The sequence below is a fragment of the Bartonella raoultii genome, assembly GCF_019659805.1.
In the GTDB taxonomy this organism is placed as follows: domain Bacteria; phylum Pseudomonadota; class Alphaproteobacteria; order Rhizobiales; family Rhizobiaceae; genus Bartonella; species Bartonella raoultii.
In genome coordinates, this window is record NZ_JAIFRO010000005.1 from 101006 (window position 1) to 127187 (window position 26182).

Sequence of the window (26182 nt, forward strand, 5' to 3'; positions counted from 1 at the left end):
CAACTTACTTATTTCACTAAGTGCTGGCTGGGGTACCTGGATTCGAACCAGGGAATGCCGGTACCAAAAACCGGTGCCTTACCGCTTGGCTATACCCCAAAAGAAGAACGCCCTTAAACACGCTTGCATCTTATAGCGATTCCCATGAATGTGTGCAATATCTGAAAATCAAAGCTCTCACTTTTTATTATAAAATTTTGAAACCTTCTTCAACATTATATTAATATAAAACTCATAACAGAAACTTATTTTTGTTTAAACCCCTCTATGGAGAAGTACATCATAGAGAATCTTTGAAAAATGAAAAAGAGAGTTTTATCGCTAAAAAAGAGCTTGTGTATGTATGATAATAGCCTGTTAATTCTAATAAAATAAAACTGTTAGTCTAAATTCTTGTATAATGATACGTATTTCTTTAAACGTTTTTTATTAACTTATTAAGCGATTGATGAGAACATACAGTTTCTTTGAAGTTCATATCACCAATTGGATTAAAAGGCGCGCAACTTTAAGTGTAGAAAAAGCGATATCGGATGGATGATATGAATTTATTTTTAAAAAAGAGCCCATTAACTCTTTTTTTGTCTCTCTTTATTTCTAAAGTTGGTGATTATGCTTATGAAGTTGTTTTTATTTTACTTATCTTAGAATTAACAGATAATTATTTTTTTACAGGTCTTGTGTATTTTTTTCGATTTATCCCTTTTCTCTTTTTTGGTCCTATAGGAGGTTGGTTAGCGGATAATTTTTCTTTGAAGAAAAATATGATCTTAAGTGAATTTGTGAGATTATTAGCCTCATTATTCATTTTTATAACCTACATAACAGAGACGGCACATATTATTGTTCTTATTTTGGCAGCAATATGTACAACAATCGGAAGAAGTATTTTTCAACCCAGTTTTCAAGCGGCTATTCCCAGAATATTTGCAATCAAGGATCAGACAAAGGCCAATAGCATTGCACAAATTATAGAGGAAACTGCATCCGTCATTGGTCCTTTAGTTTGTTCGGTACTGCTTTTTTTAGCAAGTAAATCGGCAGTGCTCATTTTTGATTTTTTTACCTATCTTATATCTATTATAGTGTTACTTAATCTCATAATTTTGGATTCAAATGAGGGTAAATCATTCAATTTTATAAAAATTTATCGAGAAACAGCTTCCTATCTTAAATATATTTCTACAGAAAATAATACTTTATTTATTACGCTTGTTGGCTCATCGTTTGCTATTCTCTTTACTGGTGCAATTTTAAGATTTTTAATTCCAGCTTTTATTCTTTCTATGGGAGAAAAAGAAAACTTTGTGAGTTATGTTTTTTCTCTCATTGCTTTGGGAACGATTTTAGGTGGTTTATTATATAGTAAAGTTATATTAAAGGTTACATCATTGAAGCTCATGGTATTTTGGCTTCTCTATGGAATTATTCTGTTAGTTATACCTTTAGCGGCAATCCTTTCTTTAAAACTAATTCTAGGGCTAGCCTTTGTTTTAGGATTTATTGGCGCATTTGTGGATATTAGTTTAGTTTCAGCAATTCAATTATACGCTCATCATGAAAATTTGGGGAAGAGTTTTGGAACCTTTTCAACTCTAGCAAATTCTGCTGAAGCAATATCTGGCTTTATTGCTGGACTTTTTACACTTGTGGGATTAATGAGCGCATTTTTAATGATGTCTGCATTCATTATTTTCACTGGAATGATTAGTGTTATAAAAATTAATAAAAATAAAGAATTAAAACCTCTTAACACGATAGTAGATGACAATCATTGATCTTTTATAGACATATAGTGTTTCTTTTTTCTAAAATAGTTCGTTCATGATATTTAAAACACAATTCTTTATATTTCCTATTGATTTTTAATGATTTTACGTAGAACAGCATTCATTTGCCAGATTTTACAACAGTTATTTTATCTCAAAAATAATGAAGTAATAGGAGTCTTTATTTATATCAGAAAAGATATCTGCCTTAACTAATATATGCAGAGCGTTCATCATAATTTAGCTTATAAGACATTGTAAATCTCGACAAACAATAATTACCAACACTCTAGCGCAAATATTGTAATAACAATCACTAAAATACGTAGGAATAAAGTGGCAATATAATCAATGAAGACACTTTCTTTGATATTGAAAAAATATTTGAGCACATAAACTTACCAATTAATAAAGTGTTTATATCACTTTTTAATTTTTCAAAGCCTATATTTGTCTTTTCAATGAAACAGCAAACATGTAAATTGTTTCAGTATTAGAATTATGGCAAAAAATAATCCTTTTACTGAGTACATAAGTGCATCCCTCAAAACTGCCTTTATGAATAAAAGATTATAACAACAAAGTTGGTATCTGTAATATTCAATATTTGCTTTTATATGATGTAAATGGCAAATTAGGTTGGTGGAGTGAAATATAACAATTAGAATCGAGGAGATTTTTAAATGGCTTTTGAATTGGCCGCGTTGCCTTATGATTATGATGCTCTTTCACCTTATATGTCACGTGAAACGCTTGAATACCACCATGATAAGCATCATCTTGCTTATCTTACTAATACCAATAATTTTGTAAAAGATTTGGGTTTAGAAAATGAGAGTCTTGATAATATTGTAAAGAAAAGTTTTACGCAAAATATTGGTTTATTTAATAATGCCGCTCAATATTACAACCATAACCATTTTTGGCATTGGATGAAAAAAGATGGAGGTGGTCGCAAACTGCCTGAAAAACTAGAAAAAGCTTTTGAAACTGATCTTGGCGGATATGATAAATTTCGCGCTGATTTTATTGCTGCTGCTAGTACTCAATTTGGTTCAGGATGGGCGTGGGTTGCTGTTAAAGATGGTAAACTTGAAATTATGAAAACGCCTAACGGTGAAAACCCTTTGATCCATGATGCTCAACCTATTCTAGGTATTGATGTATGGGAACATTCTTATTACATTGATTATCGCAATGCGCGCCCGAAATATCTTGAGGCTTTTGTGGATAATTTAATTAATTGGGATTATGTATTAGAACTTTACGAAGATTGTAAGCTCTAAACTGTTTACAGAATTCTTCTTTTCTACTAAAGCTCCATGATTTAATAAATTATGGAGCTTTTTAAAAGAAAAAAATTGTAGTTCTTTAAGTAGAGTTTTTGCCTGCTATTTTTAAAATATATGCATAAATATATGCAATTTCTTCCAATTTTGAAAAACGTCCAGCTGCACCAGCATGTCCTGAATCCATATTAATACGGAATAAAATTTTATTATCATCTGTTTTTAAGTCACGCAATTTTGCCACCCATTTTGCTGGTTCCCAATAAGTCACACGTGGATCTGTTAATCCAGCAGTCACAAGCATCGAGGGATATTTTTGAATCTTAACATTATCATAAGGTGAATAAGAAGCGATAAGATTATAATCTTCTTGTGATTCTAGGGGATTTCCCCATTCAGGCCATTCTGGAGGCGTGAGTGGTAATGAAGCATCTAGCATAGTTGTTAAAACATCAACAAAAGGCACATTCGCTACAATTCCAACAAAATCTTGTGGCGCTATATTAGCGATAGCTCCCATTAGCATTCCCCCTGCAGAACCACCCTGCGCAATAAGGCGATCATGAGCTGTAAATTTATTGCTTACAAGATAGCGCCCACAAGCAATAAAATCAGTAAATGTATTGTACTTAAAGAGATGTTTTCCTTTCTCATACCATTCAATGCCCTTTTCTTTTCCTCCACGAATATGAGCAATGGCATAAATAAAGCCTCTATTAACCAATGAAAGCACAGTGCTACTAAAACTGGCAGGAATAGAGATTCCATAAGCTCCATAACCGTAAAGTAAACAAGGTGCACTACCATCAAGAGCTGTAGTCTTATGATAAAAAAGGGAGATAGGAATTTTCTCACCGTCATCTGCAATTGCCATAATACGTCGTGTTATATATTCATCTTTATTATGTCCTGAAGGAATTATTTGCGTTTTTAAAAGTACGCGTTTGCGACATTTCATCTCATAGTCAAAAACTTGATCGGGTGTTGTCATAGAAGAATAAGAAAAACGAATAGTTTGACTATTATATTCAGCTGCACCCTGTAATCCTAAAGAATATGCTTCTTCTGTAAAAACAATGGAGTGAACTTGTTGTGTAGTACGTTCCATTACTTGTATTCGCGGAAGTCCCTCAAAGCGTTCAAGCCAAACAAGAAAACCTTGATAAGCATCATGAGATATGATCAAGCGTCCAAGCTGATGTGGTACAAAATCAGACCAATTTTCTGACTGTGGAGCTGTATACGGCGCTACCATGATTTTGAAGTCTTTTGCGTTATCTAGATTAGTAAGAATATAAAAGACATCTCCACCCTCTGTAAGAGAGTATTCAATACCTTTTTGTCGCTTTCTTACACATTGAGGAGTTGCAAGAGGATCTTCAGCAGGTATCAGCCAAATTTCTGATGTTTCATGATCATGAATATTAATATAAATAACATCATTAAGTTTAGAACCACTTACATATAAGAAAAAACCTGGATTATCTTCACGAAAAATCAGCTTGTCTTGTAATGGATCAGTATTCAAGCGATGGTAATAAAGCTCCGAAGGCCGATGATTTTTGTCCATCTTCGTATAGAAAAAACCTTCCGATTTAGCATCCCACACAATATGTCCCGAAGTATCAGTAATTGTATCTGTACAGTCAGATAATGTTTCTAAATTACGAACTTTAGCTTTGTAAAACTCTGACCCTTTATCATCATAAGTCCATACAGCATGTGTGTGATCTGGAGATATTTCAACCGAACCAAAACTAAAATATTCTTTACCTTCTGCTAAAGAATCACCATTCAGATAAACATTTTTTTCCCCTCCATCCCTTGGAGTACGAAAATAATGTGGTTGTTGACCTCCGGTAACATAGGAAAATCCGTAAGCAAAAGAACCCTGTTTTACAGGAACAGAACTATCATTTTCTTGGATGCGACCTTTCATTTCTTCAAAAAGCAAATTCTGTAATGATTTTGTATCAGCCATTTGGGCAGATTGGTAAGCATTTTCTTTTTCAAGATGACGCCGAATATTTTCGTCAAGACAGCTAGGATCTTTAAAAACGTCTTGCCAATTAGACGCACGCAACCAATGGTAAGGATCATCACGACAAATACCGTAATACATATCTTTATGAATAATTTTAGATGCTTTTGGTGGAAATATTGAAGAGCACGTCATACTAAATCCTATATAAAATATATTTATAGTTCATTTATCTGTTAGAATTAGATCATTCAAGTGCTCCGATCTACAAACGCAACTTATTTGCAAAATAGTAATAATGGCTTCCATAAGTGAACTCTGTACTTCTATAGTATCTCACAGAGATTATTTTTTATAAAAGTACCCTCATTTCACAAGTAAGTTAAAATAAGAATTTTTTATAAACGAATCGAATGCTTCTTCAAACAAGAAAACGAATTTTTGCATATAAATCATAAAGTTATTTTAGAATAGGAAATAAATTGAGAATATAGACATTATAGCATAGTGCCTTCTGTATCATTCTCATATATCATTATATAACATTCCCTTATTCATTGCTCTATAAAGTTCTACATCTCTTATATATAATTTAATTTTTTATTGTGTTCATTGTTTTTTTATTAAAAAATCCTTGTATGAAATAGAATTGAGAAATTTATAAATATAAATAATAAACTATAATATTATAAATATATAAAATAAAAGATTTATTATATATATTATGACTTTATTTTTAATATTTTTATTTCTTTTTTTACTAAAAAATAAATAGTTTTATGCTATATTGTTTTTTATATCTATGATAGATTCATTTTTTATCCATGATCTTTTAGAGAATAAAACTGTGTCAACGAAAAATAATGCTTGTTATTCTTATTATAAATTATGACGAAAAAGAGGTATTTATTTGATTTTTTTATGTTTTGGCAATTTTATAGAATAATTGAATTGACAAAAAAGATTTTTGTACAATATGAAACCTACGTGCATGGGATCGCTCTATTATCAGTGTGAGTGCCAGTGATATCTCGATTTTAAATTAAAGGAAACAAGAATGGAACATCGTCCAGTCTTAGAGACTGAAAGCAATTTAGTTATTACATTAGTCGCTGATATTGTTGCTGCTTACGTGAGTAATAACTCGATCCGACCGACTGAAGTGCCAAGCTTGATTGCTGATGTTCATGCTGCTTTTCGTAAAGCTGGGAATGTAGAATTAACAGAAGTAGAAGTAGAAAAGCAAAGGCCTGCAGTTAATCCAAAGCGTTCAATCTTTCCCGATTATCTTATTTGCCTTGAAGATGGAAAAAAGTTTAAATCTTTAAAGCGTCATCTCATGACACATTATGGAATGTTGCCAGAAGAATATCGTGAAAAATGGCAATTAGACAGTTCTTATCCTATGGTCGCACCCAATTATGCAAAGGCGCGTTCAGCTTTAGCAAAAGAAATGGGGCTTGGACGCAAAAGCAAACGGAAAAAAATCAAGTAATTGCATTTCGGAGAAGTGATTATTCTTAATACATAAAAAATACTTTTAGAGAGGTGTATTTCTATGAGAACTTTATAGCATCCGTTATGAAGCTTTAGTTTTTATATATCACTTTCATTACGAATCCGTTTAATCATAGATTTTAGACCATTCGATCGTTGTGGCGTAAGATTTTCATTTAATCCAAGTCTTTCAAAAAGCCCTTCAGCATCAGCATTACGAATTTCAGAGGCTTTTTTTCCTGAATAAAAAGAAATAAGAATGTAGATAAGTCCGCGAACAATATGGGCATCAGAATCACCTTGAAACGTTAGTATAGGATTTTCTGAATTATTGCGTGAAGATAAAAGCCATACTTGGCTAACACAACCGGGAACTTTGTGAGCATCATTTCGAGCACTTTCTGGAAAAGGTGGTAATTCATGGCCAAGTTCAATCACATAGCGATAACGATCTTCCCAATTATCCAAAAAAGAAAAGTTTTCTATAATCTTATCGATCGTTTCCACCATCACCTCTGCCCTATTTTATGTCAATAAATCTTTATTTTCTTAGCATAATACCATGAAGAACATTAAAAGTTTTTATTTCAAGAGAATGATATATGTTTCTTGTATGGTATTTGTGTTTCTGTTTTGGGAGTAAGATTTGGAGAAGCAGCCATATTTTTGTCATTTAACATATGTCCCAAATAATCATAAACTGCTCTTGCACCATAATATGCACGCTCGCCAAGTGAGCTTAAAAAGGCTTTTCCGACTTTGCAAGTTTCTATATTACGATCACAAAACTTACCTAAATCATTCAAAGCTTCTTTTAGAGCAATCATTATATCACTCGTTGTTGCCTCATTATTTTTGTACATAGAAGAATGGTTGTTACTTGGCTTTGCTACAAAAAATGAAATAATAAGAAAAATAAAAAACAAAAAAAATGATAATTTAATTAAAAAACGTATCATAAACAGCCAGTCTACCGCAATTGTAAATGCAATAAAAGCAACAGCCTATACTCTTTTTCTTTATAAAAAATTTATAAAATGATTCTTATAAAACTGAACACAAACTCGTGAAACGTGTATCACAAACTATCTTATCATAAAAGATAATTTTGTTGTGCAAAAATAGGATCTGTTACCTTTTCGTTAAAAAATTAACATCAAAATCACATAGTGAAAATAAGAGCATAAATAATAATTGAGAGATAAAGTTACTATAGAGCTAGGTTGTACTTTCCCTTTTCATCAACAGTACAAATGTAAAACTATAAAAATCAAACAAATAACCTATCTTCTGACAGATACTATAAAAACCATATTTTTTGATATTTATGGAATATTAGTAAAGTGGATTTATACAAGAGCATGTACTCTATTGAAAAGCGATTATGCGCATCACGTTATTACACGGAGATAAAAACGCATGCATGAAAGATATTTAGATACAAAAATCAACTCTTCACCGTATCAAATGTATCTCAATTTTATTTATAAAAATCATTAAATATATGCGTCAAAAATATGATAATATGGGATGAGTATTGTCATTTCACGAATTATGTAAAAACAATGTGATTTATAAGCAAAAAACGCCATTGCATCATTGGGAGCTCTTTTTATACATCATTTAAAGTACCATAAGATATGAAAGAAAAATGAATGAAAGCTCTTGTTGATTAACAAATTTATACATTGATATAAGCAGCTTGCTCATGAAAGGAACGAAGAACAATGTAAATACACTTCTTCACACAGAAATTAAAAAGAATTTATGTTCATTTCTGTGAAGAAAACCATCGCAGTTAAAAATATAAAATAATGATCAAAAAACAGAAGATGCGTAGAAAAAAAAACATAAAACAACGTAAATATTATAAAAGTTTTTTTATAACACTTCTTTTTATAAGTGGCCGTTTTCTTTTTTGGATAATAAGAACGCTTTATTTCTGTATGACAAAAAATGCTTTATTTTTTGTTGGATCTCTTCTTTTTACCATTAGTTTTGTATTTGTCTCATTTAATGCCTTATTTTCTCAAATGCAAATACCTCAAGGGGAATGGACTAAAATGAAGTTTTTGCCCATTCAAAGTAGAGAAAAAATTTTTTTTCTATCCAAAAAAGAAAAAAAAATTCAAACCGCGCCTCATGTTATTCCTATACCTTTTTCAAGTGACGTAGATAAAAGCACATCTTCACACTTTTTGTCAGAAAATGTGTTAAGAACGCAAAAAAAGCTGGCAAAATTAGGACTTTATAATGGTCCATTAGATGGACTGGAAGGACCTAAAACACGCCATGCCATCGCATTATGGAAACAAAAGAATATTTTATCAAACTCCGCCAATGATGAAATCGCATTATTAATTAAACGTAGTGAAATGGAGATGGAAAATGAAAAAACACAGAAAAAAGACCTTCCTTATTTAAACACAACTGTTTTAAAGCTTTCTGTTGCAGATATTATACGCGTCCAAAAAGCTTTACGTATTTTTGGAAACCAAGAGGTTGAAGCCACAGGTATAGAAGATCAAAAAACGGTAGATGCCTTAAAACAGTTTCAAAAAACATTTCATCTTCCTATAACAGGACAGATTGATAACACTATTTTAATGAAAATGCATGAAATTGGCTTATTAAATTGAGAAAAAGTAATCTATAAAATAGATACTAAAAATACACAGATAATATACTATTTTTTTATATTCATTCCTATAAATTGATTTTAAATGCAGTTTTTTATGCATATATCTTAAGAAAATATGTTGGTATCTCTTGTTTATTTTCAAGTAAACAAGACTATTTTTTCGAGTAGCGCAACTATCACAAAATTTAAAATATTTAGGATTCTTTATATCTTTTTACAATTGCCGATTGTGCAGCCGCTAAACGCGCAATTGGCACCCGAAAAGGGGAGCATGAAACGTAATCTAGGTTATTTTCTTCACATAAAGCGATGGAAGCAGGATCACCTCCATGTTCTCCACAAATTCCTAATTTAATTTTTGCACGCTGTGAACGTCCACGCTGTGCAGCAATAGTAATAAGCTCCCCTACTCCGTCACGATCAATAGATACAAAAGGATCTTGTTCCAAAAGTCCTTTTTGAAAATACGTTGCCAAAAAAGGCGCTGCATCATCACGAGAAATACCAAAAGTCGTTTGAGTTAAATCGTTTGTTCCAAATGAAAAAAACTCTGCAGTTTCCGCAATTTCATCTGCACGAAGAGCTGCTCTTGGAAGTTCAATCATCGTCCCAACTATGTAGTGAATATTATTCCCCTTCTCCTTCATCACTTCGTTAGCGACCTGATCAATACGCGCTTTTACAAAATCCAGCTCAGATTTCAGTGCAATAAGCGGAATCATAATTTCCAGCATAACAGGAGCGTTAGATTTTTGAGCAGCTTCTGCTGCTGCTTCAAAAATTGCTCGCGCTTGCATTTCTGCAATTTCAGGATAAGTAATAGCTAAACGACATCCTCTTAATCCAAGCATTGGATTAAATTCATGTAATTGTTGCGCACGTTCAAAAAGTACTTCCGCAGATACTCCCATAACTTTTGCAACATCCAAAATTTCTGCATCTGTCTTGGGTAAAAATTCATGTAAAGGTGGATCAAGTAAGCGAATAGTCACAGGTAAACCACACATAATTTCAAACAACTCAACAAAATCTGAGCGCTGCATTGGTAAAAGCTTATCTAACGCGTTACGACGACCCGTTTCATCAGCACTTAAAATCATTTCACGCATAGCAATGATGCGTTCACCAGAAAAAAACATGTGCTCTGTACGGCAAAGACCAATACCTTCTGCCCCAAAAGAGCGCCCCATACGTGCATCAGATGGTGTTTCAGCATTAGCACGAACTTTTATACGCCGCATTCCATCCGCCCACTCCATCAATGTTGCAAAATCTCCGCAAAGTTCAGGTTGTAACATTGCAACTTTCCCTTTAAAAACCTCTCCACTTCCACCATCGATTGTAATGACATCGCCTTTTTTAAAACTTTCTCCTGCAGCAAACATTGTGTTTGTGTTATAATCAATTCGTACACTGCCCGCGCCAGCAATACACGGTTTTCCCATCCCACGTGCTACAACAGCAGCATGGCTTGTCATACCACCACGCGTTGTTAAAATTCCTTCTGCAGCATGCATACCATGAATATCTTCTGGGCTTGTTTCAACCCGTACCAAAATAATTTTTCGTCCTTCTGCCGATGCAGTTTCTGCCTCTTGCGAAGTAAAAACAACTTCACCCGTTGCTGCTCCAGGAGAAGCGGGTAAACCCCGTGCTACAACAAAACGCGCTGCTTTAGGATCAAGTGTTGGATGAAGAAGTTGGTCCAGTGATTTTGCATCAATGCGCATCACCGCCTCTTCACGACTTATCAATCCCTCTTTCACCATTTCAATCGCTATCTTTAGAGCTGCGCGAGCCGTTCTTTTTCCTGAACGTGTCTGCAACATCCATAACTTACCCTTTTCAATAGTAAATTCAAGATCTTGCATATCCCTATAATGCTGTTCGAGTTTCTGAGCAATCTGACATAACTCTAAAAAAGCTTCTGGCATAATTTTCTCTAAAGATGGCTTATTTGAATCAGCAGCAATACGTGCATTTTCTGTAATATTTTGGGGCGTCCGAATACCCGCCACAACATCTTCACCTTGTGCATTAACTAAAAACTCACCATAAAGCTCTTTTTTTCCTGTCGATGGATTGCGCGTAAAAGCAACACCCGTTGCCGAATCTTCCCCCATATTACCAAATACCATTGCTTGTATATTGACAGCTGTTCCCCAACTTTCAGGAATATTATGTAATCGACGATAAGTGATCGCACGTGCTGTCATCCAACTTGAAAAAACTGCTCCAATCGCCCCCCATAACTGTTGTTCAGGATCCTGTGGAAAAGGTTTCCCTAACTTTTCTTCGACATATGCCTTATAGGAAATAATAACATCTTTCCAATCATCTGCTGTCATTTCTGTGTCAACATCATAACCATTACGTGCTTTTAACTCATCCAGAATCTCTTCAAAATACGCATGATCCAACCCTAAAACAACGTTAGAATACATTTGGATAAAACGGCGATAACTATCATAAGCAAAACGTTCATTATTGGCTTGTAAAGCAATTGCTTTCACAGTCTCATCATTCATACCAAGGTTTAGCACTGTATCCATCATTCCTGGCATAGAAGCACGAGCACCTGAGCGAACAGAGAGTAAAAGAGGTTTTTTTTCATTACCAAATGCACGACCTGTTTGTTCACCAACACGTTGCAGCGCTTGTTTAACAACTTCCCGTAATTCTTCCGGATATGATTTATCATATGTATAATAAAAATTACAAACTTCTGTTGTAAGAGTAAATCCTGGAGGTACAGGCAAACCAAGATTACTCATTTCTGCCAAGTTAGCTCCTTTTCCACCAAGAAGATTACGCTCACTGGCACTTCCTTCTGCTTGGCCATCCCCAAAACTATAAACCCATTTTGTCATCGTATAAATTCTCCCATATCACTATCAAAATACTATGTGGCCTAAGCTTTATTGTTAAAAACAATGTTTTGATTCAAAATTGAATAAACCGAAGAACATACTGCTTTATAAGTGCATAATATAAACTTTTCCAAAAGGAAATGAGTACAGTTACAATCCCCATCTTCTAGAAAGACGATTTAATTTTTAAGAAAACTATCAATTATCGAAGAAAAATCTTCTACCTTCATAGCACCTTCATACTTATGACCATTAATAAAAAAAGTAGGAGTTGCCTTGACACCAAGCTCTTTACCACGTTCAAAAGATGCATTCACTTCATCTAAAATAGTTTGATTCTTAAGACAAGCATTAAAACTTTCATCTGTAAAACCTGCCATTAAGCTAATTTTCTTCAACGGTGTTAGAGCATCTTTTGCCCAAACCCAATCATTCTGTTTTTGAAATAAAACTTCTATCAGCGGAAAATAACGATCTTCTGGTGCACACCGTGCTAACATAAAACCTGCTGTTGCCCGAGGATCAAAAGCATAATCACGGAAAATAAGTTTTACTTTTCCCGTTTTGATATATTTTTTACGTATTTGAGGAAGGACATCATTATAAAAATGTGCACAATGAACACAGGTTAATGAAGCATATTCAACAATTATTACTGGTGCATTCGCCTCACCCTCAAATCGATCCTGCACTTTTCCCGATTGAAGAACTTCAGCCATATCAACAGTTGCAACTGGTTTAGGATCACTAGCAATAGTCGTCGATACATTGATTTGTGTGATGATCATTAAAAGAAAAATTATCCCGAAAGATCTAAAGGAACGACACTTTATCATAAATAATACTTTTCTATTGTTATTAAACGAATAAAATTTGATATTTTATTATATACTAAAAATATATAAGATATCTTGTTATTTATTATTTTTTTCTGTAAAAATGCAACAACCAAGTTTATAAAGTGATTGGCGAAGATTTTTATTTTCAACTTCCTCAAGCATTTGTTCTATGTATTTTTTATCTTTTTCACTCAAAGCTGGCTTCCTAGGTAAATGATTCGTGCGAATTGATATGTGCCTTTGTTCAATCTTGATGCGATTTATAGCAATATATCCCAAAAAGCCATTAATTTTATGCAGTAATTCATCTGTTTCATGCAGCAGTTTTAAAGCAGAATACCCTTCACATGCCACAATAAGTGTTGCAGGTTCAAAAACTTCATCTTGATCGGCACGACGTTTCCAAAGAATTTTAAGTGGCATTGTGTATTCACCAATATCATAACCTACAATCTGCGGCCAATGCTCTATAAGTGCTATATTAAGTCCTGTTCGTTTTCGTAAAACTGGATCAAGTATTTGCGATGCTGTCTCAGAAAGAGAATAAAAATAGCGCTTTTTAAATTGTTGGCTCATTTTCCAAAATCATTATGCAGTCATTTACCAAATGATACTTATTTTTTCATCTTAAAATAATTATTTAAAAACTTCATCAAATATCAACAAAACCCCATTCGTTTCTCACCAAAGAAACTCTAATATAAAAATTAAAAATAAACCATAGACTGTAAAATAAATGCTTTTTATTTTGCATTTTAAATTTCTCTATGATTGAAAACAATTATGTATGAAATTTCTTCACGCCTTCTTTCTTGGTACGACCAAAAGCACCGTCATTTGCCATGGCGTGTTACTCCTGAAGAACAAACAAAAGGTATCCGTCCTGATCCCTATCATGTATGGCTTTCTGAAATCATGCTTCAACAAACAACTGTTGAAGCGGTTAAACCTTATTTTAAAAAATTTCTTAAACTTTGGCCCGACCTTTCTTCTTTAGCAAAAGCCTCACAAGACGATATTATGAAAGCGTGGGCTGGTCTTGGTTATTATTCACGTGCACGAAACCTTAAACATTGTGCTCAGCAGCTTATGGAAAATTACGGTGGACAATTTCCACAATCTGTAAAGGCCCTACAAACGCTCTCAGGTATTGGAGACTACACTGCTGCAGCCATCGCCGCAATTGCTTTTAATCACCCTGTAGCGGTTGTTGATAGCAATGTTGAACGTGTTATAACGCGCCTCTTTGCGATCGCTTCAGTTTTGCCAAAAGCAAAGGCTGAAATTAAAGAAAAAACACTCAAAATTATTGCTTTAAATCGTCCTGGTGACTTTGCTCAAGCTATGATGGATTTGGGTGCATTAATTTGTACACCGCGTCAACCATCTTGTTACCTTTGCCCCCTTCAAAATTTATGTAGAGCTGCAAAAATGCAAAAAACAGAATCCTTTCCAGTTAAAGCTCCTAAAAAAGAACGTCCTTTAAAAACAAGCATCGCTTTCGTGGTACTTAATCATAAGCGACAAATTTATTTAGAAAAACGACAAGGAAAAAAACTCCTTGGTGGTATGACCCAAATTCCTAATAATATTGGAATAGACGACGAAAATGGACTCCAAAGTGCACCTTTGAATGCTAATTGGCAATTTAAAGGGCAAATTACACATATTTTTACCCATTTTTCTCTGAAACTTGATGTTTACTATACTGATAATGTTCATAAAATGAATCGCAAAAATGGCTGGTGGTGTGATATTCAGCATCTTGCCGAAGAAGCACTTCCTACAGTCATGAAAAAAGCTATTTCCGTAGCACTTCCTAATTCTTTCAAATCTAAATAATTCTTCCTACGTGCAAAAATGATTTTTTTTATTTACTACGTGGTGTTTCATTTTTTCATAAAGAACATTGATACATAATGATACTTTACAATGAGCGCATCAAACATCGTACAGTTTTTTCGTTTTAATCTGTTCATCATCAATCATGAAAAAATACTTATATGCATATCATAAGCAATATTGATATGGAGAAGAATACTTTCTATGTTCCTCTTAATACAAGAGGAGATGTACTTTAAATAAAAGAATCATGCTGTTAGCAACGCAGTTTATAAAACACCCGTTTTTAACATCTGTGAGCGTATGATCATTCTTAAATTATCTATAGGCTTCAACCGTCCATTTTCCTCATAATACCAAAAAGTCCAACCATTACAGCTTTGCGAATCTTGGGCCTTTCGTCCCATTGCATGAATAGAACCTGCTTCACCAGCATGCATGATCGTACCATCAGCTCTAACAATAGCAGATACTTGTTTTTTTCGATCGTAAAGAACTTCTCCAGGATACAGTAATCCTGCTTCAAGCAAACTGTTAAATGCTACACGTGGTTCTGCTTTTTTTCTATCCAAAATCGCTAATTCTGGTTTGTCTAACGGCTTAACCGCCGCAATTCTCTCACATGCTGCATCAATATAATCTTGCTCACGTTCAATTCCCACAAAATCACGCCCTAAAAGCTTGGCAACAGCACCTGTTGTTCCCGAACCAAAAAATGGATCCAGAATGACATCACCAGGCTTACTAGAAGCCATAATAATACGCGCTAATAATGCTTGTGGCTTTTGTGTTGGATGTAATTTACGTCCTGCATCATCTTTTAAACGTTCTGCACCAGTACAGAGCGGAAAAAGCCAATCTGAACGCATTTGTAGATCTTCATTCGCAGCTTTTAAAGCATCATAATTAAATGTATATTTTTTATCCTTTTGATCTCTCACAGCCCAAATAAGCGTCTCATGAGCATTTTGAAAGCGACGTCCTCGAAAATTAGGCATAGGATTATTTTTACGCCAAATAATATCATTTAGCATCCAAAATCCTAAATCTTGTAATGCCGTACCAACTCGAAAAATATTATGATAAGATCCAATAACCCAAAGTGTTCCATTAGGTTTCAACACACGACGACAAGCTAGCAACCATGCACGTGTAAAAGCATCATAAGCAGCAAAACTTTCAAATTGATCCCATGCATCATCAACTGCATCAACAAGTGAATGATCTGGACGATATAAAGCACCGTCCAATTGCAAATTATAAGGAGGATCCGCAAAAATCATATCAACCGAATGTTTTGGAAGTTTTTCTAGTACTGCAACACAATCTCCTTTAAAAATTTTATTACGCCATAGCGTTTGTGGGGGAGTACGAGTGAAATCTTTTTGAAGCTGAATAATTGTCATGAAAAACCCAACGAAATGAAATGAAATTGCCCTATAATCAAAATAGTTTATAGGCCCGCATCATCAGCTCATATTTACAAAATAGAGTAAACGTATCGTTAAACTTCTAGACAATTGGTATTCATTTTTGTTCTTTGTAAAAAAGAAAAGGAATTTCATGATGAAAAACTCTTACTTTTCTTTCTTTCAACGTTTTGTTCCCATATCCTCTTATTACGTAAAATGATAAAAATCATTTTCAAAGCATCTCTTTATGAAGTAAGGTCCTCTTAAGACCATTTTTATAAAACTTCTTAAGTTATTTAAGTAAAAGGAATATCTCATGCCTCAAATAGATCTCGTTATTTTTGATTGTGATGGAGTTTTGGTAGACTCCGAGTATCTTGCAGCAAAAATTGGATCTCAATTACTTAAAAAAACGGGATATGAAATATCACCTGAAGAATTGAGTAAACGTTATGCTGGGCTTGTCTTTCGCGATATTCTTAAACATGTTGAAAAAGAAACAGAAAAACCAATTTCTGCTCATCTTATAGATCAAATGTCAAATCTTTTTAGCGCACAGATGAAAACGAGCTTATTTGCTATTGATGGTATAAGAGAAGCTGTAGAAGTCATTCAAAATCGTTATCCTTACTGTATTTGTTCTAATGCAAAAAGCGTCGATATAAAAGAGATGCTGACTATCGTTAATCTCTATGATCTTTTTGAAAATAAAATTTTTTCCGCACCTGAGGTTGGAACAAAAAAAACAAAACCAGCTCCTGATGTTTTTCTTTTTGCCGCACAACAATTACAAGCAGAACCAATAAATACGATTGTTATAGAAGATTCACTACATGGCGTACATGCTGCCACAGCAGCAGGTATGCGTGTCATTGGTTTTACTGGAGGATCACATAGTTATCTTGGTCACTCTAATGTACTTGCAGAAGCTGGTGCTGAAACAGTTATCTCCAAACATGCTCATTTAGAACAAGTCTTGGAAGCAATGGCCATATGGAAAGATTCCTTATAAAGAAACTCTCAGAGACATTTGTATACTCTCATCAGAGTATTTTTATTAAAATGGCGTTACCAACGACGATTTGACGCATATCTCAAAAATGCTAAACAACTTTATAGAGGAGTTATAGTATATAACTTGCATGTATTATTATCATAATCCATATAGTTTTTATATCTACTCAATTTTAATGTAGGTTTGATAGAGATTTTTCTTTATATCCGTATACTAATATAAATTTAATGCAATCAAAAATGAACCCATAATTTTTTCTCTATTTATAATATAAGGATAAATACAAGCTATAAGAATAATGATTAAATGATAATAGTACATTCCATTTTAGTCTTTTATTTATCATAGATCCTATCTATCACAGTTTTTATATTTATTGATTTTTCTATATTAGAGAAATTATGGGATCGTCATTTTGTCTAAAAGACATAAACTTAAAGTATTTTTCTCTTTCTTTATTTCAACAATTTCAAGCTTTGTACAGTAAAAAACGAAATAACTTTTTCTTATTATCTTATATAAAAAATATTTTATTACTTACCTATATTATTATAGGTTAATAACAAAATCCATTTATAGACTAGATTAAATAATCCTATATAATCAAATAATAAAATATTTGTAATTTATAATAAAAGTACAATAAGCATTTTTTCATATAAAATGAGTATTATTCCTCTTATAAGGTTATATCAAAACTCTTCAAAAAATATTTTTTGAAAATATTAGTACAGTTTTAAATCATTCATTTTTTATGAATTAGTATAAATATATTATATCGATATGTACTTTTATTATTGACTAAAAATACATATCGATATAATATATTTATATATAGTAAGAAGTTGCACATTTTGTATATTTTAATGTGTTTACTTTATTTAATAAAAGTAAAAAATATTTGAGGTAAAATTATGTATAAAATATTTAAAAATTATGCATTCAGTGTTTGTATAGCTATTACTTTTCTTCTTTCACACATTGTAAATGTAAACGCCCATCATTTAATAAATGTACCTAAAAAAGAAAGTATTGCTCAGCACACAACAGAACAAAAGAACGACCTTACATATAAAGCCGTACGCATGGCAGCTCTTTATACTCCAGCTGTAAGTCATGGACAGGGAAATGAAGCTATCATTGGAGGAAAAATTGAAAAAGTTGTTGAGCCTATGAGCATAGCAATTGGAATCATGTGTACTGGCTATGTAATAAGCATAATTACATCTGTAATAGGATGGGTAAAGGATATAGTCTGGATATTCAAATAATACTTTCTTATAAACTATAAAATATAATGTTATTATGTATTTCAATAATCCTTTATAAATAATACATAATGAAGTGTACTCCTCTTACAGAAAACAGAAAAATATTCAATTTCTGCATTTACAAACTTCTTCGAAGTATTTTCTTATTAAGTAATAAATTGTAAGGTAAATTATGACTAAGTCATTTCAAAATTATATATTAAGTATCTTAATTACAATTGTTTTTTCTTTTTCACAAATTGTAAGTGTTCATGCAAGCCATTTAGAAAATAACTCTCAAAAAGAGAAAATTTCTATAACAGAACAGGGAATGAAAAATCCAATAAATACAATATCTTTCTATACTTCAATCTTAAATTATGGAGTAAAACATGAAACTCCTATTGAAGGAAAAATTGAGAAAGTATTTGAACCTATCACAATAGGAACTTTTGGAATTGGAATGGCACTAGGATATGGATCAAGTACGGTAGGACTATTTTTAGGATGGCTAATAGCTAAAATGGTAATGATGTTTAAATAAATTCGTTAAAATGGAAATTTTATAGAAATAAAATATTTTAATTTTAAATATATATTTATTAACTCTCTCTGAGAAAAAGTAAATCTTATAGTAAAAGGTGAAATAAGTTTAATTACTTTATATATAAACTTTATATTTTACTTATAATTATTTAAAAATATTTGAGGTAAATTAATGATCGATTTATTTAGAAATTATATGTTGACTATACTTATAGTATTCGCTTTTTTTCTTTCACAAATTGTGAATGTTAATGCAAATCAATTCAATCATTACGCTGAACAAGAAAAAACTTCTGTTTCTCTAATAGAAATAGGAAAGAAAAAAGTAAGCGATATATATACTCTTCTTTATACATCAAATTTTACTGATAGAGGAAAAGATACACCTCTTATTGAAGGAAAAGTTGAGAAAGTATTTGAGCCTGTTACAATTACATTGGGAGTTTTTTCTACAATAGGTGCTATAGGTTTTGGATTCTTAACAGGAACTGTCATGGCCTTATTTAGCGCAATAATCGGATGGGGGATTGGCAAACATAAAGTTAAATAATTCAAGCTTATTCTGTTACTTTTTTGTTTGAAAAATAGTATTTAACTGACAGTCTGCTTCCTATGCTTAAGCAGACTGTTTTCTTATACTTTTTATCTATTATCAATAATAATAAAAATATAATACTTTTTAGCATAAAAATATTTATTTAACACAAATAGAAATGGCTCTAGGTGCCAAGTTATAAATAAAATGCCATAAAATTACCACATAAATTCTTCAATATGTATTATAATGCCATTTCGAAAAAATACACTGTCATATAAGTTTTTGCTTATAAAGATAAAAAAATACAAACACATCTTTTTTCATCATTGCTATTTTAGAAAACTGATTTTAGCATTAATGTGAATACATAAGTTAATATAAATTGTAAAATAAGAACGTGGATATTAAAAAATTCCATGAATATTCAGTGTATTATATCTTAAAAAACAAATGAAATAATGTTATTACATTCTCTAAGTTATAAAAATAAAAAAACAAAATTCTATTCGTTTCATAATTTTCATATTATAAAAACATGAAATAAATATCTTCACCAACTTGCCAGAAATAAATAAAGGAAAAAACTTATGAAATATATTAGTACAAGAGGTGAAGCCCCTGCTTTAGGATTTACAGAAACTATCATGACAGGTCTGGCAAGTGATGGTGGGCTTTATCTTCCAGAAAAATTTCCTCAATTATCATTTGATGCATTACGAGCACTTCGTGGTCAATCCTATACCACAATTGCTAAAACTATTCTTTGGCCCTTTGTAAATAATGAGATCGAATATACAACTTTTGAAAATATGATTGCTGAATCTTATACAACCTTTCATCATCCAGCAATTTGTCCTTTACTGCAAACTGGAACAGATGAATTTGTTCTTGAGCTGTTTCATGGCCCTACTTTAGCATTTAAAGATATCGCAATGCAATTTCTTTCTCGACTGATGGAATATGTACTAAATAAAAAAAATAAACATGCAACGATTATAGCTGCAACATCAGGTGATACAGGTGGTGCTGCGATACAAGCCTTTGCTGGAAAAGAATATTCTGATGTTTTCATTTTATTTCCTAAAGGGCGCGTATCACCCGTTCAACAACGGCAAATGACAACGCATCAAAGCAAAAATATTCATGCCATAGCCATTGAAGGAAATTTTGATGATTGCCAAGCACTCGTTAAAGCAATGTTTAATGATCACACGTTCCGTCAAAAAAAAGCGCTTTCAGGTGTCAACTCTATAAATTGGGCGCGTATCATGGCACAAATTGTTTATTATTTTTCATCTGCGCTTTCCTTAGGTGCTCCTGATCGAGCTGTCTCATTTACTGTTCCTACTGGAAACTTCGGTGATATTTTTGCAGGCTATGTCGCAGCTCGTATGGGATTACCTATTGCTAAACTCGTTATTGCAACAAATGATAATGATATTCTTGTACGTACCCTCCAAAACGGTCTTTATGAGATACGCTCCATAACCCACACGACATCACCCTCTATGGATATTCAGGTTTCTTCTAATTTTGAACGCCTTTTATTTGAAAGTAGTAATCGTGATCCAATACAGATTTGTAATACGATGAAAAACTTAAAAGAATTAGGATATTTTAAACTTGATGAAAAGCAACTAAAAAATATACTCTCTCTCTTTTCTGCTGGGAAAAGTAGTATGGCTGAGACAGCACAAACAATTGACAGTATTTATAAGGAAAGCGGTTATCTTGCTGATCCGCATACCGCTGTTGCGCTTAAAGTAGCCCGTGAACACAAACAGCCCCATATTCCAATGGTCATCCTTTCTACTGCGCATCCTGCTAAATTTCCTGACGCAATCGAAAGTGCCTGTGGATTTCATGTACCATGGCCATCTTGTCTCAATGATTTAATGGAACGCAAAGAATATTTTATAAGTCTTGCCAATGATGAAAAAATAGTAAAAGATTATATTTCTTTAAAATCGCGTGCATCTTATTAAACTTAGCTGCATTAATTGAAATCAAGAATATTCCAACGCCTTCCGCAAATGAGGTCTTGGATCTATTTAATGGAGTTATAACTAAATGGGTGTAGATATCAGTCGCCTCAGTAATGGTTTGACTATCGCCACACATACAATGCAACAAATGGATAGTGTCGCACTCGGAATATGGGTTAAAGTTGGTTCACGCAATGAAACCTTTACACAACATGGTATCGCCCATCTTCTTGAACATATGGCTTTTAAAGGAACCGAAAATCGTACAGCCTTTCAAATTGCAAGTGGTATTGAAGATGTTGGTGGTGAAATTAATGCCACCACTAGTACTGAAACAACTGCCTATTTTGCGCGCGTACTTAAGAATGATATCCCTCTTGCTATTGATATTTTAGCCGATATTTTGATGTATTCAAAATTTGATGCAGATGAATTAGAACGAGAAAAACAAGTCATTCTTCAGGAAATTGGTGCCGCTCATGATGTGCCAGATGATATTGTTTTTGATTATTTTACTGAAACAGCTTTTCGTCACCAATCGCTTGGTCGATCTATTTTAGGAACGCCGAAAACAATTCAATCTTTTACATCTGCTGATCTTCATAATTTTATGAATAAACAATACAGTGCAGATCGTATGATAGTAGTTGCAGCAGGAGCTGTACAGCACGAAAGTTTTTTGCAAGAAGTTGAAAGTCGCTTGAGCACTTTTCGTCCTCATTCAACAGCGCCTCTTACAAAACTTGCAAATTATGTTGGTGGTGATTTTCGTGAATATCGCGATTTAATGGATACACAAATTGTTCTTGGATTTGAGGGGCGCGCTTATCATGCACGTGACTTTTACGCAGCCCAAATACTTTCAATTATTCTTGGTGGTGGTATGTCATCGCGCCTCTTTCAAGAAGTGAGAGAAAAGCGCGGATTATGTTATTCCGTTTACGCCTTTCATTGGGGATTTTCAGATACTGGACTTTTTGGAATCCATGCTGCTACTGGACAAGAAGGGCTTAAAGAACTACTTCCTGTGATTCTCAATGAGCTCTCTAAGGCAAGCCAAAATATCCACATCAATGAACTTCAACGTGCACAAGCACAATACCGCGCAAATCTTACAATGTCACAGGAAAACCCAGTCAGCCAAGCACATCTTATTGCTCGCCAAATACTTCTTTACGGTCGTCCTATTCCAATATCTGAAACGATGGAACGCATAAATCTTATCACTCCAGCCAGATTAACTGACTTAGCGCATCGTCTTTTTATGAATTCTTCTCCAACATTAGCCGCTGTTGGCCCTGTTGGCCCTCTTATGAATTTTGATGATTTAACATCAGCACTTTCAAAGCCATATCAAATAAGTAATGTTCAATAAGGTTTTCTCCCCTATATGTTTTCACACATATTGATTAAGGATATAAATATTATTTTTAAAGCAATAACATCATAATATACATATTTTACAGAAATGTTTTACTAAAAAGCCTTTCTTTGAAAGAAATTTGGGACATATTTATCAAAAACGTGCACAAAACTATCCAGTATTCATTTCATGTGATAGAGAATCTACCAAACAGCAATATATTTATATAATCTGAAAATGCATAATTTTATTTTGCTTTTCAAAATGTAAAATCCTGTCAGATTGAAGATTTATGAAAGTAAACAACTATTTGATTTATTTTTTGTAAAACCATGTAATTTTTTAAGGAAATCATAAACACCTGTTATATAAATAAGCTATAAAAGATGGGCATATTTTCTTGAACATCTAAATTAAGTGAAGCATTCTGGAATATTGAGAGTGGGATATTGTGAAGAGTTTGTGTAAAATAATTAACATCATTTTTATTATAAGCTTCAGTTCTTTTTTTTACCTTACATCTGCACACGCAATTGAGCCCGTTAAAATTTCTCCTCAAGATGCTGCGCTTGATCTCTCAAAAGCTATCGAAATCCATCGTACAAACAGCTCTATCTTTAAAACCAGCACAGCACCAGGACCAGATGGTATTGTATGGCGCATTGAAGTGCAGGCAAAAAATGAAAATTTTTCTGGAAATTGGGCTGTTTTTTCTCTTGCAAACCCAACAGATGAACAAATTGATCGTCTCATCGTTGCTCCCCATTATCGCATGGCGCATTCAGGTTTTCTTTGGCCAGACCTTGGATCAGCACGGATTCAATCTATAACACCAAGTGAAGGTTTTTCTCTCGATCGACAGCCCAGTACAAACTCTGATATTTTTCGTATTACACTTAACCCTCGTGCTGTTGTTACATTTGTGGCCGAGTTGAACTCTGCAAATCTACCACAAATCTATCTATGGAAACCTGAAGCTTATAAAGATGTTATAAATTCTTATACACTTTATCATGGCATTCTCCTTGGTATATCAGGTCTTTTAGCACTTTTGTTAACTATTCTTTTCGTTGTTCGTGGAACAAGTCTCTTTCCTGCAACAGCTGCTATTGCTTGGGCGGTACTCTTTTATATCGGTATTGATTTTAATTTTTTAAATAAATTTTTTGCTGTAACATTAACAACACAACCGATCTGGCGTGCTGGTACAGAAGTAGCGCTCGCTGCTACACTTTTTATTTTTCTATTTACCTATCTCTGCCTAAACCGCTGGCACTATCACTTCAGCTATGGTGCAATTGCTTGGACCATTGCTCTTTGTGGTCTGGGAACATTTGCTGTTTATGATCCAACTAGAGCCGCTGGAATTGCTCGTTTATCATTTGGTCTTACCGCTGTACTTGGTATTATCTTAATCGGCTATTTTTCAATTCGAAGCTATGATCGTGCCATTATGCTTATCCCAACATGGTTGCTCATTAGCTTCTGGTGTATTGGTGCCTATGCCTGTATAGCAGGATATTTAAACAATGATATTATTCAGCCAGCATTGGCTGGAGGATTAGTGCTCATTGTTCTTCTTATCAGCTTTACTGTTATGCAACAAACTTTCTCCCACAATGCTTTCCATGAAGGAATATTTTCCGATCTAGAACAACAAGTGCTCGCAGCAAAGGGAGCTGGAAATATTATTTGGGACTGGGATGTCGAGCGTGACCGCATCGTTGTACATCCCAATATGGCAATCCTTTTTGGTACTGATGCTCACAAACTCAATGGTACTATGCGCAACTGGATTTCAGCCTTGCATCATGATGACCGTGAACGCTTTCAAGCCGTATTAGATATTACTCTTAAAAATAAAAAAGGACGTATTGATCAAATTTTTCGACTTTCTTCCGGTGGTGGTTATTATCATTGGTTTTCTCTCCGCGCACGCCCTGCCATGCAAAAGGAAGGAAAAATTACGCGTGTCATTGGAACCATTGTCAATATTACCAATCATAAAAAATCCGAAGAACGCTTATTACATGATGCAATTTATGATAGCTTAACGGGATTGCCTAACCAACAAATCTTCTTCGACAGATTACAAAATTATACTTCTTTAGCGAAAGCAAATATAAAAATTAGACCAACTGTTTTTATGATTGATTTTGACAATTTTAGTCAAATTAACCGTAAATTAGGTATTGCTGTTGGCGATACTGTACTGCTTATCATAGCACGCCGTTTAAGCCGTCTTATTAATTTTCAAGATACCCTATCACGTCTTTCTGCAGACCGTTTTGCAATTATTTTACTCAGTGAAACTGAACCACAGAAAATTGCTGCATTTGCAGAACATCTACACAAAACAATCTCAGCCCCTATTTCACTTACGGAAAAAAAAATAAAACTTTCAACATCTATTGGGCTGGTTACATGGAGTGAAAGTCGATCAACTGCTAAAGATATTTTAAATGATAGCGAACTCGCAATGATCCGTGCAAAACAAATGGGCGGAAACCATATTGAGCCTTTTCGCCCTAATTTTCGCACCTTGGGTCTTGAACATAATACGATGAAAAAAGATATTCATTATGCCATAAAGCGTAATGAAATAAAAATTCTTTACCATCCTATTCTTAATTTATCAGATGGACATATTATTGGTTTTGAAACTATCATAGAATGGCATCATCCAAATTACGGAAATTTAAATATCTCTGATTTTATCAAGACCGTAGAAAATGAAGAAATTATTATGGATTTGGCACAATTTATCATCGATAATGCCATTATTGACCTTACAAAGGTACAAGATAAGTTCTCTCAACAATCTTTCTTTATTTCAATCAATTTACCAAGTACGGAAATGGTTCATTCCCGTTTCGTAAGTCAATTACGTTCTGCTCTTCTCCGCCATCCGCTCAACAAAGGGAGTTTAATGATAGAAATATCTGAATTTGTATTGAGAAAAAATCCTGAACAATCCGCGCATTTTCTAAAACAAATTAAAGCATTAGGAATGAATCTTGCACTCGATAATTTTGGAACAGGTTATTCATCACTTGCTTATCTTGTGCGTTATCCATTCGATATGGTTAAATTAGACCGTTCACTTATCTCTATCGATTCTGTGAAAAAAAAGCTTGTTCTTAAATCTATTATTCACATGGCAACTGATCTTAATTTACAAATTATTGCTGAAGGTGTTGAAACTGAAGAGGAAGCTCTCTTCCTACGTCAAGAAGGATGTAAATACGTTCAAAGTACGCTTATTGCAAAGCCAATTGTTATAGAAGAACTCATTACTCTCGTTCAAAACCATTTTCCTTATACGATTAAACATAATGAATAAGA

Annotated in this window: 19 protein-coding genes and 1 tRNA gene; 12 read left to right on the forward strand and 8 right to left on the reverse strand. The window is 33.3% G+C overall.

All coding sequences use genetic code 11. From position 1 onward, the window contains the following. Positions 1 to 24: 24 nt before the first annotated feature. Positions 25 to 99: transfer RNA gene (locus K3248_RS05840), tRNA-Gln, on the reverse strand. 443 nt (positions 100 to 542) lie between these two features. Here K3248_RS05840 and K3248_RS05845 point away from each other — a divergent pair. Both K3248_RS05845 and K3248_RS05850 read left to right on the forward strand, forming a co-directional pair. Next, on the forward strand, positions 543 to 1778 hold the full coding sequence (locus K3248_RS05845; protein WP_220717514.1) for an MFS transporter: 1236 nt from the start codon (positions 543 to 545) through the stop codon (positions 1776 to 1778). A gap of 674 nt (positions 1779 to 2452) precedes the next feature. Further along, a complete protein-coding gene (locus K3248_RS05850) occupies positions 2453 to 3055 on the forward strand; it encodes a superoxide dismutase (protein WP_220717448.1) in 603 nt (200 codons plus the stop codon). Positions 3056 to 3140: 85 nt separating this feature from the next. On the opposite strand, the gene K3248_RS05855 is transcribed toward K3248_RS05850, so the two are convergent. Further along, entirely contained in the window at positions 3141 to 5234 is a 2094-nt protein-coding gene (locus tag K3248_RS05855) for a S9 family peptidase (protein ID WP_220717449.1), read from the reverse strand. Between the two features lie 862 nt (positions 5235 to 6096). Between K3248_RS05855 and K3248_RS05860 the strand changes: the two genes are divergently transcribed. After that, complete coding sequence (locus K3248_RS05860) at positions 6097 to 6534, forward strand: Ros/MucR family transcriptional regulator (protein ID WP_220717450.1); 438 nt, start codon at positions 6097 to 6099, stop codon at positions 6532 to 6534. A gap of 101 nt (positions 6535 to 6635) precedes the next feature. On the opposite strand, the gene K3248_RS05865 is transcribed toward K3248_RS05860, so the two are convergent. Further along, positions 6636 to 7046 carry a SufE family protein gene (locus K3248_RS05865; RefSeq protein WP_220717451.1) on the reverse strand — a complete coding sequence of 137 codons (411 nt, stop codon included), beginning with the start codon at positions 7044 to 7046 and terminating at the stop codon, positions 6636 to 6638. A 77-nt stretch (positions 7047 to 7123) separates the two neighbouring features. Further along, positions 7124 to 7495, reverse strand: a complete 372-nt coding sequence (locus tag K3248_RS05870; protein WP_220717452.1) for a DUF5330 domain-containing protein — start codon at positions 7493 to 7495, stop codon at positions 7124 to 7126. 1104 nt (positions 7496 to 8599) lie between these two features. On the opposite strand from K3248_RS05870, the gene K3248_RS05875 reads away from it, so the two are divergent. Continuing rightward, complete coding sequence (locus tag K3248_RS05875) at positions 8600 to 9175, forward strand: peptidoglycan-binding protein (RefSeq protein ID WP_308765661.1); 576 nt, start codon at positions 8600 to 8602, stop codon at positions 9173 to 9175. Between the two features lie 196 nt (positions 9176 to 9371). Here K3248_RS05875 and ppdK read toward each other — a convergent pair whose 3' ends face one another. The 3 genes from ppdK to K3248_RS05890 all read right to left on the reverse strand — a co-directional run bounded on the left by ppdK (position 9372) and on the right by K3248_RS05890 (position 13462). Continuing rightward, entirely contained in the window at positions 9372 to 12047 is a 2676-nt protein-coding gene (ppdK, locus tag K3248_RS05880) for a pyruvate, phosphate dikinase (protein WP_220717454.1), read from the reverse strand. Between the two features lie 179 nt (positions 12048 to 12226). Continuing rightward, positions 12227 to 12883, reverse strand: a complete 657-nt coding sequence (locus tag K3248_RS05885; RefSeq protein WP_220717455.1) for a DsbA family protein — start codon at positions 12881 to 12883, stop codon at positions 12227 to 12229. Positions 12884 to 12961: 78 nt separating this feature from the next. Further along, the gene (locus K3248_RS05890) at positions 12962 to 13462 is read right to left on the reverse strand and encodes a DUF721 domain-containing protein (protein ID WP_220717456.1); all 501 of its coding nucleotides are present in this window, start codon (positions 13460 to 13462) and stop codon (positions 12962 to 12964) included. Positions 13463 to 13669: 207 nt separating this feature from the next. Between K3248_RS05890 and mutY the strand changes: the two genes are divergently transcribed. After that, positions 13670 to 14728, forward strand: a complete 1059-nt coding sequence (mutY, locus tag K3248_RS05895; protein ID WP_220717457.1) for an A/G-specific adenine glycosylase — start codon at positions 13670 to 13672, stop codon at positions 14726 to 14728. 269 nt (positions 14729 to 14997) lie between these two features. On the opposite strand, the gene K3248_RS05900 is transcribed toward mutY, so the two are convergent. Then, positions 14998 to 16134, reverse strand: coding sequence for a site-specific DNA-methyltransferase (locus K3248_RS05900; RefSeq protein ID WP_220717458.1), 1137 nt, complete (start codon positions 16132 to 16134; stop codon positions 14998 to 15000). Between the two features lie 322 nt (positions 16135 to 16456). Between K3248_RS05900 and K3248_RS05905 the strand changes: the two genes are divergently transcribed. The 7 genes from K3248_RS05905 (at position 16457) to K3248_RS05935 (ending at position 26180) form a co-directional block, all read left to right on the forward strand. After that, the gene (locus K3248_RS05905; protein WP_220717459.1) at positions 16457 to 17152 is read left to right on the forward strand and encodes an HAD family hydrolase; all 696 of its coding nucleotides are present in this window, start codon (positions 16457 to 16459) and stop codon (positions 17150 to 17152) included. Positions 17153 to 18069: 917 nt separating this feature from the next. Further along, entirely contained in the window at positions 18070 to 18426 is a 357-nt protein-coding gene (locus K3248_RS05910; RefSeq protein ID WP_220717460.1) for a hypothetical protein, read from the forward strand. Between the two features lie 172 nt (positions 18427 to 18598). Beyond that, the gene (locus tag K3248_RS05915) at positions 18599 to 18949 is read left to right on the forward strand and encodes a hypothetical protein (RefSeq protein WP_220717461.1); all 351 of its coding nucleotides are present in this window, start codon (positions 18599 to 18601) and stop codon (positions 18947 to 18949) included. Between the two features lie 174 nt (positions 18950 to 19123). Further along, positions 19124 to 19501: a hypothetical protein gene (locus K3248_RS05920; RefSeq protein ID WP_220717462.1), complete on the forward strand. Its 378-nt coding sequence runs from the start codon at positions 19124 to 19126 to the stop codon at positions 19499 to 19501. A 575-nt stretch (positions 19502 to 20076) separates the two neighbouring features. After that, positions 20077 to 21474 (forward strand): threonine synthase, encoded by a 1398-nt coding sequence (gene thrC / locus K3248_RS05925; protein ID WP_220717463.1) that lies wholly within the window; start codon positions 20077 to 20079, stop codon positions 21472 to 21474. An 85-nt stretch (positions 21475 to 21559) separates the two neighbouring features. Continuing rightward, the gene (locus K3248_RS05930; protein WP_220717464.1) at positions 21560 to 22849 is read left to right on the forward strand and encodes a M16 family metallopeptidase; all 1290 of its coding nucleotides are present in this window, start codon (positions 21560 to 21562) and stop codon (positions 22847 to 22849) included. A gap of 439 nt (positions 22850 to 23288) precedes the next feature. Then, positions 23289 to 26180 carry an EAL domain-containing protein gene (locus tag K3248_RS05935; protein WP_220717465.1) on the forward strand — a complete coding sequence of 964 codons (2892 nt, stop codon included), beginning with the start codon at positions 23289 to 23291 and terminating at the stop codon, positions 26178 to 26180. The last annotated feature ends 2 nt before the right edge of the window (positions 26181 to 26182 follow it).